The 15,947-nt window shown below is 67.6% G+C and carries 16 protein-coding genes; 6 read left to right on the top strand and 10 right to left on the bottom strand.

Annotated features, from left to right (window positions below; translation table 11 throughout):
- Positions 1-208 precede the first annotated feature (208 nt).
- Positions 209-844: a hypothetical protein gene (locus QH195_RS06560; protein ID WP_280422993.1), complete on the bottom strand. Its 636-nt coding sequence runs from the start codon at positions 842-844 to the stop codon at positions 209-211.
- 438 nt (positions 845-1,282) lie between these two features.
- Between QH195_RS06560 and QH195_RS06565 the strand changes: the two genes are divergently transcribed.
- Complete coding sequence (locus tag QH195_RS06565; RefSeq protein ID WP_280434705.1) at positions 1,283-2,017, top strand: alpha/beta hydrolase; 735 nt, start codon at positions 1,283-1,285, stop codon at positions 2,015-2,017.
- A 280-nt stretch (positions 2,018-2,297) separates the two neighbouring features.
- On the opposite strand, the gene QH195_RS06570 is transcribed toward QH195_RS06565, so the two are convergent.
- The 8 genes from QH195_RS06570 to QH195_RS06605 all read right to left on the bottom strand — a co-directional run bounded on the left by QH195_RS06570 (position 2,298) and on the right by QH195_RS06605 (position 10,096).
- Positions 2,298-3,518, bottom strand: coding sequence for an acyl-CoA dehydrogenase family protein (locus tag QH195_RS06570; RefSeq protein ID WP_280434706.1), 1,221 nt, complete (start codon positions 3,516-3,518; stop codon positions 2,298-2,300).
- Between the two features lie 41 nt (positions 3,519-3,559).
- Complete coding sequence (locus tag QH195_RS06575) at positions 3,560-4,969, bottom strand: acyl-CoA dehydrogenase family protein (protein ID WP_432278482.1); 1,410 nt, start codon at positions 4,967-4,969, stop codon at positions 3,560-3,562.
- A gap of 266 nt (positions 4,970-5,235) precedes the next feature.
- Complete coding sequence (gene ftsX, locus QH195_RS06580) at positions 5,236-6,141, bottom strand: permease-like cell division protein FtsX (RefSeq protein ID WP_280434708.1); 906 nt, start codon at positions 6,139-6,141, stop codon at positions 5,236-5,238.
- On the bottom strand, positions 6,141-6,830 hold the full coding sequence (ftsE, locus tag QH195_RS06585) for a cell division ATP-binding protein FtsE (protein ID WP_280422988.1): 690 nt from the start codon (positions 6,828-6,830) through the stop codon (positions 6,141-6,143). The genes ftsX and ftsE overlap by 1 nt, the downstream gene beginning before the upstream one ends.
- A 56-nt stretch (positions 6,831-6,886) precedes the next feature.
- Positions 6,887-7,048 carry a hypothetical protein gene (locus QH195_RS06590; protein WP_280434709.1) on the bottom strand — a complete coding sequence of 54 codons (162 nt, stop codon included), beginning with the start codon at positions 7,046-7,048 and terminating at the stop codon, positions 6,887-6,889.
- Positions 7,035-7,910: a mechanosensitive ion channel family protein gene (locus tag QH195_RS06595; RefSeq protein WP_280422986.1), complete on the bottom strand. Its 876-nt coding sequence runs from the start codon at positions 7,908-7,910 to the stop codon at positions 7,035-7,037. Before QH195_RS06595 ends, QH195_RS06590 begins: the two co-directional genes overlap by 14 nt.
- A 60-nt stretch (positions 7,911-7,970) precedes the next feature.
- Positions 7,971-9,092, bottom strand: a complete 1,122-nt coding sequence (prfB, locus tag QH195_RS06600; protein ID WP_280422985.1) for a peptide chain release factor 2 — start codon at positions 9,090-9,092, stop codon at positions 7,971-7,973.
- A gap of 149 nt (positions 9,093-9,241) precedes the next feature.
- Positions 9,242-10,096, bottom strand: coding sequence for a helix-turn-helix domain-containing protein (locus tag QH195_RS06605; protein WP_280434710.1), 855 nt, complete (start codon positions 10,094-10,096; stop codon positions 9,242-9,244).
- 145 nt (positions 10,097-10,241) lie between these two features.
- Here QH195_RS06605 and QH195_RS06610 point away from each other — a divergent pair, with 145 nt between their 5' ends.
- Both QH195_RS06610 and hisN read left to right on the top strand, forming a co-directional pair.
- The gene (locus tag QH195_RS06610; protein ID WP_280434711.1) at positions 10,242-10,832 is read left to right on the top strand and encodes an NADPH-dependent FMN reductase; all 591 of its coding nucleotides are present in this window, start codon (positions 10,242-10,244) and stop codon (positions 10,830-10,832) included.
- A gap of 22 nt (positions 10,833-10,854) precedes the next feature.
- Positions 10,855-11,640, top strand: coding sequence for a histidinol-phosphatase (gene hisN / locus QH195_RS06615; RefSeq protein WP_280422982.1), 786 nt, complete (start codon positions 10,855-10,857; stop codon positions 11,638-11,640).
- A 115-nt stretch (positions 11,641-11,755) separates the two neighbouring features.
- Here the strand turns inward: hisN and QH195_RS06620 are convergent, their stop codons facing one another.
- Entirely contained in the window at positions 11,756-12,295 is a 540-nt protein-coding gene (locus tag QH195_RS06620) for a DinB family protein (RefSeq protein WP_280434712.1), read from the bottom strand.
- A 359-nt stretch (positions 12,296-12,654) separates the two neighbouring features.
- Between QH195_RS06620 and recQ the strand changes: the two genes are divergently transcribed.
- The 3 genes from recQ to QH195_RS06635 form a co-directional block, all read left to right on the top strand.
- Positions 12,655-14,517, top strand: a complete 1,863-nt coding sequence (gene recQ / locus QH195_RS06625) for a DNA helicase RecQ (protein ID WP_280434713.1) — start codon at positions 12,655-12,657, stop codon at positions 14,515-14,517.
- Positions 14,518-14,615: 98 nt separating this feature from the next.
- On the top strand, positions 14,616-15,380 hold the full coding sequence (locus QH195_RS06630; protein ID WP_280434714.1) for a hypothetical protein: 765 nt from the start codon (positions 14,616-14,618) through the stop codon (positions 15,378-15,380).
- 48 nt (positions 15,381-15,428) lie between these two features.
- On the top strand, positions 15,429-15,947 hold a 519-nt coding region (locus tag QH195_RS06635; RefSeq protein ID WP_280434715.1), incomplete at its 3' end, for a helix-turn-helix transcriptional regulator.

Raw genomic sequence — 15,947 nt, forward strand, 5'->3', positions numbered from 1 at the left:
AGCCAGACCACCTCGAGTCGCGGCCCGGCCCGGTTAGGGGGGGTGGTGGCGGGGGCGCCGCAGAAGGCGGACCCGCACCCCGCGGTAATAAGCGCCCCCCCCCCCCCCGACCAAACCCCCCCCCCCCCCACCGCCCCCCCACACCCCCTCCCCCCCCCCCCCCCTTTTCCCCGGCGCCGTCCCCGAGCTGTGCTTATCTGCCGCCGGCTCAGTTGTAGACCGAGCCCAGCGACGGGAAGGTGATCTCGCCGCGCGCGTACTGGAAGCCGTCCGGGTGTTCCGGGCTCACCGGAACCGGCCACCGATGCCACAGGCTGCCGTAGACGGCGGCCACGACCATGCCGGGCCCCGGATCGATCACCCGGGTGCGGATCGTCGTATCGGCGATGATGTCCATATGCTCGGTCAGCGGTTCCATACCGCTGCGGCCGTTCGACAGGTTGAGCCAGACCACCTCGAGTCGCGCCCCGGCCTGATTCGGGGCGATGGTGCCGGGGCCGCCGAAGAAGGCGAACCGGAACCCGTCGATATTCAGCGCCACACCCGACCCGTACATACCCGGCCCGCCGCCGCGGCCGATATTCGATTCGGCCGGGATCTGGAACGGCTGGGCCGGCAGCGCGGCCTCCCGAGCGGCATCGGTGACCCGCGGGTCACCGATGAGCGTATCGACGGCACGTTCGGCGTCGGGGTTGCCCGCGGCGGCTGTTCGCAGCTGCTGGGTCGCCGAAACCCAATCGACCTGGGCCGGCTCGGCAGTGGCGTGCCCGGTGAAGAGCATGGTGGCCGCGGCCGTAGCGGCGAGCGAGGTGACGAGCCGACGGGCGAAGCCCTTTGTGCGCATAACCAGTCTCCTTGCAGATACGTTGTCCGGGATGCCGTCCCGGGGGTGGGTTCAGCAGGGTGGAGAGGGGCAACACGTACCGGCGGATCCGGGCGTTGAACCGAGGCGAATCCGCCGGGTCGAGCAAATCGCGAAAAACGTCGTCACCAACATGTCACCCGGTCGGCGCACTGTCCAGACCGCCGCGCGGGCGTCGCGGGCGCAATCTCGGTTCCGCGGCATCCGAGTCCCGGGATTCACCGAAGCCGGTAGGGAGCCGCCGCAGAAATCCGTTGGCGAACGACTGCGACCACTGCTACCTTTCCGGAGGCCGTGCCAGAGAACCAGGAGGTGGTATCCGTGAACGCAGTATCGACATGGGTGCTCCCCTCCGGGGTCACGGTCGGGCGATAGGTCGTCCGGGAGCGCCGTTCATCAGCACTCCCGAAAGGCACGACCGTGCAATTCGTTACCGAACAGCGCCTCGACGGCGACATCCTCGAACGGGCATTCACCCTCGGCGAGATTCCCGGCATTCTGTGGACGCCCGGACCCGCACCCACACCGGTGCCGCTGATCCTGCTCGGCCATCCTCCGCTCGGCCTGCAGAAGATGTACCCGCGACTGCTGGCCCGCGCCCGGCAGGCCGCGGCGGCGGGCTACGCTGCTGCCACGATCGAACTCCCCGGCAGCGGTGAGCGGCCCAGCTCAGCTGCCACCGATCAGGCTCGCGCCGACCTGCACCGGGCGCTGCGGACCGGCGGACCGGTCACCGGCGATATCGTCGACCGGCTCATCCTCCCGCTGGTCGACCGGGCGGTCCCGGAATGGCAGGCCGCCCTGGACGCCCTCCTCGCGCTGCCCGAGATCGGCGGCCCGGTCGGCTACTCGGGCGGGGTGATCTCCATCGGCACCCGGCTGGCGGTGGTCGAGCCGCGTATCGCGGCCGCCGTTCTGTTCGCCGGTAGTTTCGTGCCCCGCGCCATACTCGCCGAGGCCCGGCAGGTCACCATTCCACTGCATGTCCTGCTGCAGTGGGACGACGAAGGAAACGACCGGCAGATGGCCTTGGACCTGTTCGACGCCTTCGGCTCCGAGGAGAAGACGTTGCACGCCAATATGGGCGGGCACACCGGCGTCCCCCAGCACGCTGGAGAGGAGGCGGGCCGGTTCTTCACCCGGCATCTGAAGTGAGGCCGAACCGTCGGGCCGACTGCGGACAATAGGGCCGTCGGTCAGGAGCCACCGTCGAGGACAGATCCCAGTGCTCCTCGACGGCGGCGGCCCAGCCGACGCACCGTCATACCGACGTCTCTCGGCTCCCGTCCAGCACGGGCAGGTGCCGCCGGCATATGGGAGCGTCCCGCCGATGACGGCCTACAGGCGGTCCGAGAGCTGATGCAGGCGCGCCGGAAACGCGAAACCGGTCCTGGTCACTGTGGCGACTCGGACCGGTTCTACGTGTCCGACCTGCCTACTTCAGTTCGGCGCTGGTCTTGTTCAGGACCCGGCGGGCGACGATGAGCTGCTGGATCTGCTGGGTGCCTTCGAAGATGTCCAGAATCTTGGAGTCGCGACCCCACTTCTCCAGCAGCAGGCGCTGCGAATAACCCACGGCACCGGCCAGTTCGACCGCTTTCAGGGTCACATCGGTGCCGGTGCGGCCCGCTTTCGCTTTCGACATCGAGGCCTGCAGCGAGTTGGGCTGTTTGTTGTCGGCCATCCAGGCCGCCCGCATCGCCAGCAGGTAGGCGGATTCGTAGTCGGCCTCCATGCGCAGGAATTCGGCCGCCGCGGCGTGCTGGCTGTTCGGCGGGGTGTCGTAGGAGATCTCGATTCCCGCGTCGGTGAGGATGGTGCGCAGTTCCTCCAGCGCGGCCCGGGTGACGCCGATGGCCATCGCCGCGACCATGGGGCGGGTGTTGTCGAAGGTCTGCATGACCCCCGCGAAACCCTTCTCCACGTTCACTTCCGGGCTGCCGAGGATATTGTCCTTCGGGATCCGGCAGTCCTGTAGCAGCAATACCGCGGTATCGGAGGCCTTGATGCCGAGCTTGTGCTCGAGCCGGGCCACCGACAGGCCGGGGGCGTCGCGCGGGACCACGAACGATTTGATGGCGGCGCGGCCGAGGCTGCGGTCCACCGAGGCCCACACCACGATATGGGTTGAGCGCTGGCCCGCGGTGACGAAGATCTTCTCGCCGTTGAGCACCCATTCGTCGCCGTCGAGAACGGCGGTGGTGGTGACGGCGGCCGAATCGGAGCCGAAACTCGGTTCGGTGATGGCCATGGAAGCCCACACCTTGCCGAACCGTTCCAGCTGCTCGTCGGTGGCGACCGCGGCGATCGCGGCGTTACCGAGGCCCTGATACGGGATCGACAGCATCAGCCCGACATCGCCCCACGAGGTTTCCAGCGCGTTGAGCAGGGCCGACATATTGCCGCCGTTGGCGTTGACGGGCAGGGTGGCGGGCCCTTCGCCCTCATCGGACCGGCCGCCGGCCGCGCCGCTGATCTTCTGGGTGCCCGAATCGCTCAGGCCGTCGACCATGGCGGCCATCGTGTCGAGTTCCACCGGGTACTCGTGCTCGGCGAGATCGTATTTGCGCGAGATCGGCCGGAAGATCTGCGCGGCCACCTGATGCGCCTGGTTCGCACTGGCCCGCAGCTTCTTCGGCAGTTCGAGATTGATCATGGAAAGTCTCCTGAGAAGGTATGAATCCGCAGCGGCTGGAACTACACCAGCACGATTCCTTCGGCGACACCGATACCGCGCAGATCGCGGTACCAGCGCTCGACCGGGTGCTCCTTGGTGAAACCGTGCCCGCCGAGCAGCTGCACACCGTCGAGACCGAATCGCATGCCCTTGTCGGTCGCCAGCTTCTTGGCCAGCGCGGCCTCGCGGGCGAAGGTGAGGCCCTGTTCGGCGCGGGCGGCGCCGCGCAGTGTCACCAGCCGCAGGCCGTCGAGTTCGATGGCGATATCGGCGACCATGAAGGCCACCGCCTGCCGATGGCTGATCGGTTCGCCGAACGCCTCACGCTCGTTGACGTAGGGGATCACGTAGTCGAGTACCGCCTGGCCGGTCCCGGTGGCCAGCGACGCCCAGCCCAGGCGGGCCAGCTGCACCGCGTCTCGGTAGTCGGCGGCGTGCTGTTTGGCATCGCCCTCACCGAGGATCGCGTCGGCACCGACGGCCACGTTGTCCAGGACCAGCCGGCCGAGACCGGCGGCGCGCAAACCCATGCTGGGGTCGGCCTCCACCGACAGCCCCTGGGATTCGGATTCCACGATGAACAGCGCCGGGCGGCCGTCGAGCTCCGCGCCGACCACGAAGATTTCGGCGTCGGCGGCTGCCGGGACCAGGCTCTTCACGCCGTTGAGCCGGTAACCGCTGGGGGAACGCACGGCCTTGGTCTGCAGGGTGAACGGATCGAACAGGGCACGCGGTTCGCTGATGACGACCGACGCCTGCGGCACATTCTCGCCGGTGAACGCGGGCAGGTACGTCTGCTGCTGGGCATCGGTGCCCCACTGGGACAGTGCGACGGCGACGCCGCTGGGTGCCAGCAGCGGCAGGGCCAGACCCATATCCCCGTGTGCGAGTGCCTCGGCGACCATCGTATTGGTGACTGCGCCGCGTTCGGTGGCCGCGCCCTCGAGTTCCTCGGGCACATTGATCAGGGTGATACCCAGTTCGGCGGCGCGCCCCAGCAGGTCTTTCGGCGCGGCGGCGGCCTCGTCGGCGTCGTGCGCGGCCGGGCGCAGGATCTCGGCCGCGAACTCGCGGACCGTCTCGACGATCATCTGCTGTTCGTCGGTGGGGGTGAGATCGAAGTAGTCCTTGGTCTTCGATTCGTTGTCGGGGAGACGTTTGGGCGCCCCACCGCCGGCGACCTTGTTGAAGGCGCGGGTCGCGGCGCCGAGAGTCCGGAATCCGGTTTTGGTGCTCTCGTAGGTGACCCGGTCGATCTGTTTGCGCAGGTTGTATTTCTCGGCGAGCTCCGAGCCGGTGATCGTCGACATGACCCGCATGGCGGCGCCCATCCAATCCCGTTTGGGTTGGTGCAGGCCCACCCCGTTCTCCTGGCGGACGCCGTTGTCCGGACGCCGCTTGGTAGCGCTGTCTCGAATGCTCATCATCACCTGTTTTCTCGCGCGGGGTGAGGGTCTGGCCCCAGCTATCTTACTGCGGAGTAAGGCTATCTTACTGAAGAGTAAGAAAGACGTCGAGTGCCAGTTCTGTCCTGGTGAGCGGACATACCCGGTGGCGGCCACAGAGCAGTACCGCCCGTCCGGAGCGGACGAGCGGTACCGGGGACAGCTTGCCGGGGGCAGGTTGACGGGAATCCGGAATCCCGGCCTGGTCGGCGGGCTGTGATCGACCTGGGCCGGCGACCCCGGGCCGGACGCTACTCGCGCACGTACCAGCGCAAAGTGGCGTACGCGGTGAGCCCGGCGAACACCACGCCGACCGGTACGACCATCAGCGCGGTGGTGAAAATATCGTCGAAGGTGATCGCCGGGAAAACATTGCTCGCGAACAGATCGCCCAGTGCCCGGTCGATCACCAGCGGGCGGGCGGCGAACAGGCCCACCGTCGCGAGCAGGCCGCCCGCCAGCGCTGCCGCCACCGCCTCCAGCAGGAACGGCAACTGGGTGTACCAGCGGGTGGCGCCGACCAGGCGCATGATGTGCACTTCGGTACGCCGGGTGAACGCCGCGATCTGGACCATGTTCGCGATCAGCAACAGCGCCGCCACCGCCTGCAACAGAGCCATCCCGAACGCCGCGTTACGCAGTCCGTCGAACAGGCTCACCAGCCGGTCCACGATGTCCTTGTCGTTGCGCACCATGCCCACCCCGGGGCTCTCGGAGAACTGCTCGTAGATCGTGGGATACAGCGATGCGTCGGTCATCTTGACCCGTAGCGATGCCGGCAGCGGCGTCTCGCTCACGTACTCCGCGAGTTCCGGCTGGTCCTTGAAGGTTTTCTCCTTGGCCTCGCGTACCGCGGCGTCGCGATTGAGGTATTGCACCGTCTCCACGCCGTCGACCGATTTCAGATCGGCCATCAGGATCCGGCAGGGATCGCTGGTGCAATCCGGATCGTTCGCGGAGATGTCCTCGGTCAGATACAGCCGCACTTCGAGGCGATCCAGGAAGTACTGCTCGGTCTTGTCGGCGATCCGGATCGCGAGGATTCCGCCGCCGAGCATGGTCAGCGAGACCGCGGTCGTCAGGATCATCGCGATCGTCATGGTGACGTTGCGGCGCAGTCCCTCGGAGACCTCGCCGAACAGGAATCCCGCGCGCATTACCGGCCCACCTCGTAACCACCGGTCGCCTGGTCGCGGACCAGCCGGCCCTCGTAGAGTTCCACCACCCGCCGGCGCATACCGTCCACGATCAGGGGGTCGTGGGTGGCCATGAGCACGGTGGTGCCCATCCGGTTGATGTGCTCGAGCAGCAGCATGATCTCGTAACTCGTCTCGGGGTCGAGGTTGCCGGTGGGTTCGTCGGCGAGCATCACCAGCGGACGGTTCACGAAGGCCCGCGCGATCGCGACCCGCTGCTGTTCACCGCCGGACAGTTCGCTGGGCAGTCGGTCGGCTTTACCGCCCAGCCCCACCAGTTCCAGCACTTCGGGCACGGTCCGGTCGATGAACTGGCGTCGTTTGCCGATCACCTCGAGCGCGAACGCCACATTCTGGGCGACGGTCCGCTGTTGCAGCAGCCGGAAGTCCTGGAATACGCAGCCCACCCGCTGCCGCAGCCGGGGGACCCGCCGCCCGGGCAGCCGGTCCACCCGGAAATCCGCGACATGGACCTCGCCCCAGGACGGGATCTCCTCTTTGATGAGCAACCGCATGAAGGTCGATTTACCGGAGCCGGAGGGGCCGATGAGGAAGACGAACTCACCCTTGTCGATGTGGACGGTGACGTTCTCCAATGCGGCTCGCGTCGCGGTCGGATACGACTTGCTGACGTCGCGCAGGGTGATCACGAGGAGTCAGTGTAACCATTCGATAACGAACCCGTCGGCGGGCCGTCCCAGGGCCGCTACCGGCCGGGAACCACCAGCGCCGGCACCTGCTGCACCGGTGCCGCGGGGGCGGGCGCCGGCTTGTGCTGTGCGATATCGTCCGGTTTGACGAACAGGTACAACACGAAGGTCGCAATCCAGCTCCCGGCCAGCACCAGCGTCGATCTACGCGCGCGCATTCAAACCCTCCCGGCGCATCGCCGCGGCCACCCGCACACGTAACTCCCGGCTGACTTCGAACTGTTTGCCCGGCAGTGTCCGGGCCACCATCCGGATGTTCATCTGATCCACGGTCAGGTCCTCCACACCCATCACCGTCGGCTCGTCCAGCAGCAGCGGTTCGAGGCGGGGGTCGCGGTAGGCCTGCCCGCCCACCTCGTGCAGCACTTCGTTGATCCGCAGGATATCGGCGCTCGCCGCGACCGGCACATCGATCGCCGCGCGCGCCCAATCCTTCGACAGATTCGTCACTTTCACGATCTGTCCGTTCGGGACGGTGATCACCTCACCGTCCGAGTTCCGCAGTTTGGTGACCCGCAGGGTCACATCCTCCACTGTGCCCTCGGCCGGATCCGCGACCCCGGTCACCGCGATCCGCACCACATCGCCGAAACCGTATTGGCGTTCGGTGATGAGAAAGAACCCGGCCAGGATGTCCTGCACGATGCGCTGCGCACCGAAACCGAGTGCCGCGCCCAGAACGGCGGCGGGGGCGACCAGACCCGACATGGAGAATCCGAGCCGCTGCAGCACTTCCATGGCGACCAGCACATAGGCGACGGTCAGGACGACCCAGGTCAGCACCTGGGCCAGCGCATGCCGGTGTTTGGCCTCCTCGGAACGCACCAGCGCATCGCCGCCGCGAAATCCGGAATCGATGCGCTGGGTCACCCGGTCGCGCACGTAGGTGGCGAAGCGGGCGAACAGCATGGCCCCGAGGATCAGCAGAACGATCTCGAGCCCGGACGAACGCAGCCAGGACGTCACGTCCGAAGACAACGCCAGCGACAATGCGAGAGTTTCGGTCCCTTCCGCACTCATCAGACCACCTGCTCCTGCATCCACACCGGATCCCTTGCGCCTCCCCGGGATCGGGGCGCGCTAGCTCTCCTGCAGAACTGTACTCATCCGCCAGCGGATTCCGGATTCGATGAAACCGTCGATATCGCCGTCGAGTACCGCCGAAGGGTTGTTCACCTCGTAGTTGGTGCGCAGATCCTTGACCATCTGGTACGGGTGCAGCACATAGGAGCGCATCTGGTTACCCCAGGACGCACCCTCGTTGGTCTTGAGCGCGTCCATCTGCGCGCGCTCTTCCTGACGTTTACGTTCCAGCAGTTTGGCCTGCAGCACCCGCATGGCCGAAACCTTGTTCTGCAGCTGCGATTTCTCGTTCTGGCAGGTGACCACGATCCCGGTGGGGATATGGGTGATCCGGACGGCCGAGTCGGTGGTGTTGACGCTCTGCCCACCCGGGCCCGACGACCGGTAGACATCGACCCGGATATCGGTTTCCGGAACGTCGATATGGTCGGTGGTCTCGACGACCGGCAGCACCTCGACCTCGGCGAAGGAGGTCTGGCGGCGGCCCTGGTTGTCGAACGGGCTGATCCGGACCAGCCGGTGCGTACCCATCTCCACCGAGAGCGTGCCGTAGGCGTACGGGGTCTTCACCACGAAGGTCGCGCTCTTGATCCCGGCTTCTTCGGCGTAGGAGGTGTCGTAGACCTCGACCCCGTACTTGTGCCGGTCGGCCCAGCGGATATACATGCGCATCAGCATCTCGGCCCAGTCGGCCGCGTCCACCCCGCCGGCACCCGAGCGGATATTGACCAGCGCGTCACGTTTGTCGTATTCGCCGGACAGCAGTGTGCGGACCTCGAGGGCCTCGACATCGGTGTGCAACGCAGCGCGTTCGGCATCGGCGTCCGCCAGCGCCCCGGTCCGCGCCTCGCCTTCTTCTTCCTCGGCCAGCTCGTAGAGCACCGGCAGGTCTTCCAGACGCTGCCGTAACTCCTGGACCCGGCGCAGTTCGCCCTGCGCGTGGGATAGCTCACTGGTCACCCGCTGCGCGTGATCCTGGTCGTTCCACAACTCGGGATCGGCGGCCTGATGCTCCAGCTCGTCGATACGACGGCGCAGCTCCTCGATATCGAGGACCGACTCGACGGTCTTCAGGGTCGCGTCGAGTTCGGCGAGGTCGGCGGTAACGTCTGGATGCACGATGTTCAAGGCTACTAGCAGCGCCGGGTGCGATGAAACCGCACAGGCATGCCGACCTGTTCGCCGCCGACGGGAACCCATCCACGGGATCCGTGCCGACGAGCCGCCTGCCACGGCGCGGTTCCGATGCGAACCCCGGGGCGTGAGTGTCAGCCGGATACCGCGCGGAGACCGCCGTGGTGCCGGCCGGCGAGACCGTCCAGGGCTTCGGCGGCTGCCGGATCGGCCGGGAGGTGGACGATGAGCTGCTGATCGTCGTCGGCGGACAGAGTCAGGGTTTCGAAGGCGAGGCGTAGCGGCCCGGCCTCCGGATGCTCCAGCCGGGTGATCCCGGTGGGAGCGGGGAGGTTGGGGACCGTGGCCAGGCGTTCGGTGAAGGACGCACCCGCGGCGATGGTGAGCTGATCGGCCAGCGCCGCGATATGGGGGTCGGCGCGGAAGGGACCCTGTTTGAGGGTGGCGACGATATGGTCGGCCTGATGGCCCCAATCGGGGTAGACCGTGCGGGCCCGGGGATCGGTGAAGGTGAAACGGGCGAGATTCGCGCCGTGGTCGGCGTCGAATACGCCGGCCGGTTCCATCAACCGCCGATAGCCGGCGGTGCAGGCCAGCACCTCGGTCCGGCCGTCGACCACGGCCGCAGCGGCGGGTTCGAGCTGGTCGAGCAACGCCCGCACCGTCGGGCGGATCTCCCGGACCGGTGCCCCCGGGCCGGTGCAGCTGAAACCGGTATCGGCTTTGGTCAGCCGGTACAGATGGACCCGTTCGTTGGTGGACAGGCCGAGGGCGTCCGCCAGCGCGGACAGCACCTGCGGTGACGGATTGCGATCCCGGCCCTGTTCGAGCCGGATGATGTACTCCACGCTCACCCCGGCCAGCGTGGCCAGCTCCGCCCGGCGCAAACCGGGAGTCCGGCGGCGCGGCCCCGTGGGCAGCCCCACCTGCGCGGGACGAACCGCCTCACGCCGGCTGCGCAGGAACAGCCCCATCTCGTTCTCGCTCACTCGATCACGGTATCCGGGCCGGGCCCGCTCAGGGTGTCCCTGTCACTACCACTCTTCGCGCGGTCTCCCTGCGCGCGCGGCGGCGCGGCAGGTTCGAGATCAGACGGCGGCCACCGGGCCGCCCGGCAGGATGGAGCACCACACCATGTCCGTTACCCCGCTGCGTCTCGCGGTGATCATCGGAAGTGTCCGGCAGGGCCGTTTCGGTACCGTCGTGGCCTCGTGGTTCGCCGCGCAGGTCGCCGCCCACGGGCGGTTCGAGATCGACGTGATCGATCTTGCCGAGGCCGATATCCCGCTGGTGTTGCCCGCCGTGCCGCCCGCGGTGGAGCCGAACCCCGAACGCCCCGCCGGTATGCGCGATCTCACCGAGCGGCTGTCGGCCGCCGACGCGTTCGTCATCGTGACGCCCGATTACAACCACAGCTACCCGGCTTCGCTGAAAGCCGTGATCGATTGGCATTTCACCCAGTGGCAGCGCAAACCGGTCGCCTTCGTCGGATACAGCGGCGCCACCGGCGGGCTCACTGCGATCGAACACCTGCGGCAGGTCTTCAGCGAGCTGGACGCGCACACCGTCCGCGAATACGTCTCGTTCCCGCGCTACTACCTGCTGTTCGGTGCGGACGGGCAGTTGCTCTCGCCCGCCGAACACGAAGAGGCAGCGCAGCTCATGCTGGACCGGGTGCGCTGGTGGGCGGAGGCGCTGGTCGCGGCGCGCGCGGTCGCAGCCTGAGAGCCGCGCTAGGGTTTCCGGTGTGGCTGCTCACTCCTCTGACCTGGAACTCGCGTTACGCCTGGCCGACGAGGCGGACACGATCACCCGCGAACGATTCGGCGCACTGGATCTGAAGGTCGACGCCAAACCCGACCTCACCCCCGTCTCCGACGCCGATCTGGCCGTGGAGGAGGCGATCCGCCGGATGCTGCGGCACGGCCGCCCGGAGGATTCGGTGCTGGGGGAGGAGTTCGGCGGCAGTGCCGAATTCACCGGCCGGCAATGGGTGGTCGATCCGATCGACGGCACCAAGAATTTCGTCCGTGGGGTTCCGGTGTGGGCGACGCTGATCGCGTTGCTCGAGGACGGAGTACCTGTAGTGGGGGTGGTGAGCGCCCCCGCACTGGCGCGGCGCTGGTGGGCCGCCGCGGGGCAGGGCGCGTGGACGACGTTCCATCCCGGGGCGCCCCGGCCGATCACCGTCTCCGCCGTCGCCGGACTGGATTCGGCCAGTCTCGCGTTCTCCAGCCTCTCCGGCTGGCGTGACCGTGGTCTGCGGGAGCAGTTCATCGACCTCACCGACGAGGTCTGGCGAGTGCGCGGCTACGGCGATTTTCTCAATTACTGCCTGGTCGCGGAGGGCGCGGTGGATATCGCCACCGAACCGGAGGTTTCGCTGTGGGATCTGGCCGCGCTGGACATCCTGGTCCGGGAGGCGGGTGGCACCTTCACCGCCCTCGACGGCCGGCCCGGCCCGCACGGCGGGGACGCGGTCGCGACCAACGGACGTTTGCACCAGCTGATCCTCGACCGTTTCGCCCGGTAGACCGGCCCCGGAGTCGACAACCGGAGGCCGGCCACTCCTCCACTTCCGGCTGTGCGGCCGCGCGGGATCCGGTGCGGAGGCCCGCCCCGATGCGGAGGCGGGCCGAACCGTGCTGTCAGCCCATGGATTTCGCACCGTCGATGGCTTCGCGAAGGATATCGGCGTGACCGGCGTGCTGGGCGGTCTCACCGATGATGTGCATCAGCACCCGGCGCGCCGACCACTCGCCTTCCTGGAACCACGGCGCCTTGGGCAGGGGCCATGCACTGTTCAGATCGGGCAGCGTGGCGACCATCTCGTCGGTGCGTGCGGCGACCTCGGCATACGCCTCGAGAATCCCGGCCAGTGTTTCTCCGGGCAGCATCCGGAATTCGTCCGCGCGTCCGGCGAAGTCTTCCTCGGTCAGGTCGTCGAAGTCCTTCATTGCCGCGGTGCCGTCGACGATGAAATCGACCCACCCGCGTTCGACCCCGGTGACGTGCTTGATCAGGCCGCCGAGGCACAGCTCGCTGTGAGTGGGCCGCGACGCGGCCTGTTCGTCGGTGAGACCGCGGGTGGTGAAGCGCAGGAAATGGCGCGCATTGTTCAGTTCGGCCAGGATATCGGCGCGCTCCGGGGAGAGGGTCGTCTTGTCGAGGGTGGAGGTCGCGGCCATGATTGTCGCCTTTCGTCGGTATGGGCTGAGCGGTTGATTCCGTGTTCGAGAACCACGTTATGACCTATAGCGGCCACTTTTTGACCTCAATAGCGACGAATCGAAATTTCTCGACCGGAAAACGCGAGACTGTCCTTTCGGCCGGCCGACGTCCGTGCTCACCGGGGCGGATGGCCCCTGGTCGTGGCTTGGGACTACCGACTACCCAGGCGAGCCTGCTCGGCGGCCTGCGCACCGGCAGCAGTCGGCCTCGGCTGGTGCCCCCCGGGGTTGTCCCCATGTGGACAACCGCGGCGCTGAGCTCGCGTGGACCCTCTTTCCGGCGGGACCGCGCGGCACCTCGCTCGTAGGATGGCCGCGTGGATACCGCCGAAGACACCGCAGTGGCAGCTCCCGTTCACCCCGACGACGCCGCCCACGAGGTGTTACGCCGGGTTTTCGGGTACGACCACTTCCGTGGTGAACAGCACGCGATCGTCGAGCAGGTGATCGGCGGTGGCGACGCGCTGGTGCTCATGCCGACCGGCGGTGGCAAATCGCTGTGCTATCAGATTCCCGCGCTGGTGCGCGATGGGGTGGGGGTGGTGATCTCGCCGCTCATCGCGCTCATGCAGGATCAGGTGGATGCGCTGAGCGCGCTCGGCGTGCGGGCCGGGTTCCTCAATTCCACGCAGTTCCCGGACGAGCGCCGGGCGGTCGAGGCACAGTTCGCGGCCGGGGAACTGGATCTGCTGTATCTGGCGCCGGAACGGTTGCGGATGGAGTCCACGATCGGATTGCTCGGTCGTGGCCGGATCGCGCTGTTCGCGATCGACGAGGCGCACTGTGTTTCGCAGTGGGGTCACGATTTCCGGCCCGATTACCTGGCCCTGTCGGTACTGCACGAGCACTGGCCGGATGTTCCGCGGATCGCGTTGACCGCCACTGCCACCGCTAAAACACGTGACGAGATCATCACCCGGCTCGATCTCGGCGGAGCGCGCCGGTTCGTCGCCAGTTTCGACCGGCCCAATATCCAGTACCGGATCGAGCCGAAGAACAGGCCCGATCGCCAGCTGCTCGACTTCCTGCGCACCGAACACCCCGGCGATGCCGGAATCGTCTACTGCCTGTCCCGGAATTCGGTGGAGAAGACCGCGGCATTCCTCACCGAGAACGGTATTCGCGCGCTGCCCTATCACGCGGGCCTGGATCATCGCACCCGTGCCGAGAACCAGGCCCGGTTCCTCCGCGAGGACGGGCTCGTCATCGTCGCGACCATCGCGTTCGGCATGGGTATCGACAAGCCCGACGTTCGTTTCGTCGCCCATCTCGATCTGCCCAAATCGGTGGAGGGCTACTACCAGGAGACCGGCCGCGCCGGCCGCGACGGCCTGCCGTCGACGGCCTGGATGGTGTACGGGCTGCAGGATGTGGTGCAGCAACGCCGGCTGATCGATGCCTCGGAGGGGGACGCGGCGCACCGCAGGCAATTGCAATTGCATCTCGACGCGATGCTGGCCCTCTGCGAAACGATCGATTGCCGGCGTGCGCAGTTGCTCGCGTATTTCGGGCAGCGCGCACAGTCGTGCGGGAACTGCGATACCTGTCTGAGCCCACCCGAATCATGGGACGGTACCGTAGCCGCGCAGAAACTGCTGTCGGCCGTGCTGCGCCTGAAACGTGAACGCGGACAGAGCTTCGGCGCGGGCCACCTCATCGATATCCTGCTCGGCAAGAAGAACCAGAAGGTCCAGCAGTACGACCACCACGAGCTGAGCGTGTTCGGTGTCGGTACCGATCTGCGCGATACCGAGTGGCGTGGAGTCGTCCGGCAACTCCTGGCGCAGGGCTTGCTCGCGGTGCACGGTGACTACGGTGTCCTCACCCTGACCGAGGCCAGTGACAGCGTGCTGTTCGACGGTCGTACGGTGCGCTTGCGCCGGGAACCCGAACGCCCGACACCCTCCCGCGCGGCGCGCAGTGCCAAGGCCGCGAAATCGGCGCCGGTCGAACTCGCCGGCGCCGACACCGCTCTGTTCGAGAGACTCCGCCAGTGGCGTGCCGATACCGCCAAGGAGCAGGGGGTCCCGGCCTATGTGGTGTTCCACGACGCGACGCTGCGCGAAATCGCGGCCCGTAAACCGGGGGATCTCCCGGCGCTGGGTGCGGTGAGCGGTGTGGGTGAGAGCAAGCTGGCCCGGTACGGCGAGCAGGTACTGGCGGTGGTCACCGCGGACTGACTGCGACGCGAAAGGTATTGCCTGCGGGTTGTTTTCATCCGACGACTTCTCCCCGCCAGTGACGATAGGGGACTGAACAGACCGCCTAGCCTGGCACTATGTCCAGCAAGCGCACTCCGTGGTCAGGCTCACGCCGCGGAGTCGACTTGCCCACCGACCGGTTCGGCCACCTGGATCCGCGGATAATCGACGCGGCGCGGCGGCCCTCGGTCGATCACCCGGCAACGGGCCACGAGGCTGTCGCATCCGCGACCGGGTTCGGCTCGCACGGTTCGAGTCCGGTCGTTACCGTCGGCGAACAGTCGCGTCCGGCGGCCGGGCGCAGGGCATCGTCCGGAACAGGTGGGCGGGAGCCCGCCGGTTATCTGTACAGGGACGGTGGCACAGGTCCGGCGTATTGGGGTGGCCACGCTCTGCTGGGACTCGTGCTCGGAATCGCTGTTCTGCTGACGGTCGGTGGTTTCTACCTCGGACGCGCCACCGACCCGCATGCGGCCGGGGAGCCGGCGGTCACCACTTTCGTCGCGGCAACGCCGCAGTCGGTCACCGCCGAACCGGGCCCCGCTGTGGCGTCCCCCCGCCCCGCGCCGGCCGGGCCCGCATCGCCGGAGGTCGGACTCGGGTTCGTCTTCGGCAAGGTCCGCGCAAACGACGGCGGGATACTCACCGTACGCAGCGAGATCACCAGGGCGGAGGTCGTTGTCTATCCCGACAGTTCGACCAAGCTCTACGTCCTGATCGCCAGCGATCCGGCCGGTATCGATATCGGCGCCCCCGTGTGGGTATGGGGCCGCAAACACGCGGACGGGTCGATCACCGCCCGCACCATCGCGGGTATCTCCATGCACGGCAATTCGAATTAACCCCGTACAGCGGTCAGAAACCGGCCGCAATTCGACCACAATCGAAGTATGGCGAATACGAGCACGCGGACCCTGCGTCTGCTGTCGCTGCTGCAGACCCACAAATACTGGCCGGGTACCGAGCTGGCCGAGCGTCTCGGGGTTTCGCCGCGAACATTGCGGCGGGATATCGACCGATTGCGTGACCTCGGCTATCCGGTCGAGGCGCAACGCGGGGTCGACGGCGGCTATCAGCTGGCGGCGGGCGCCGCACTGCCTCCGCTGATGGTCGACGACGACGAGGCGGTCGCGCTGGTCATCGGACTACAGGTCGCGATGCAGGGCATGGTCGAAGGAGTCGCCGAATCCTCGGTGCGGGCCTTGGCCAAGGTGGTGCAGGTGATGCCGCCGCGGTTGCGCCGCCGGGTCGAGGCGATCCGGGCGATGACCGTTCCGGCCGACTGGGGGGGGCCGGGCGGCCCCGGGGCGGGTGCGGGCGCCCGCACAGCCCGGCCCCCGGGCAGCCCGGGGAGTGGAAGTGAGGGCGTGACCGAAACCCCCGCCCCCAGCCCGCCCCCGGAGGGGCCC

Origin of the sequence: Nocardia carnea, from assembly GCF_029868855.1 — a bacterium.
GTDB lineage: Bacteria > Actinomycetota > Actinomycetes > Mycobacteriales > Mycobacteriaceae > Nocardia > Nocardia carnea_A.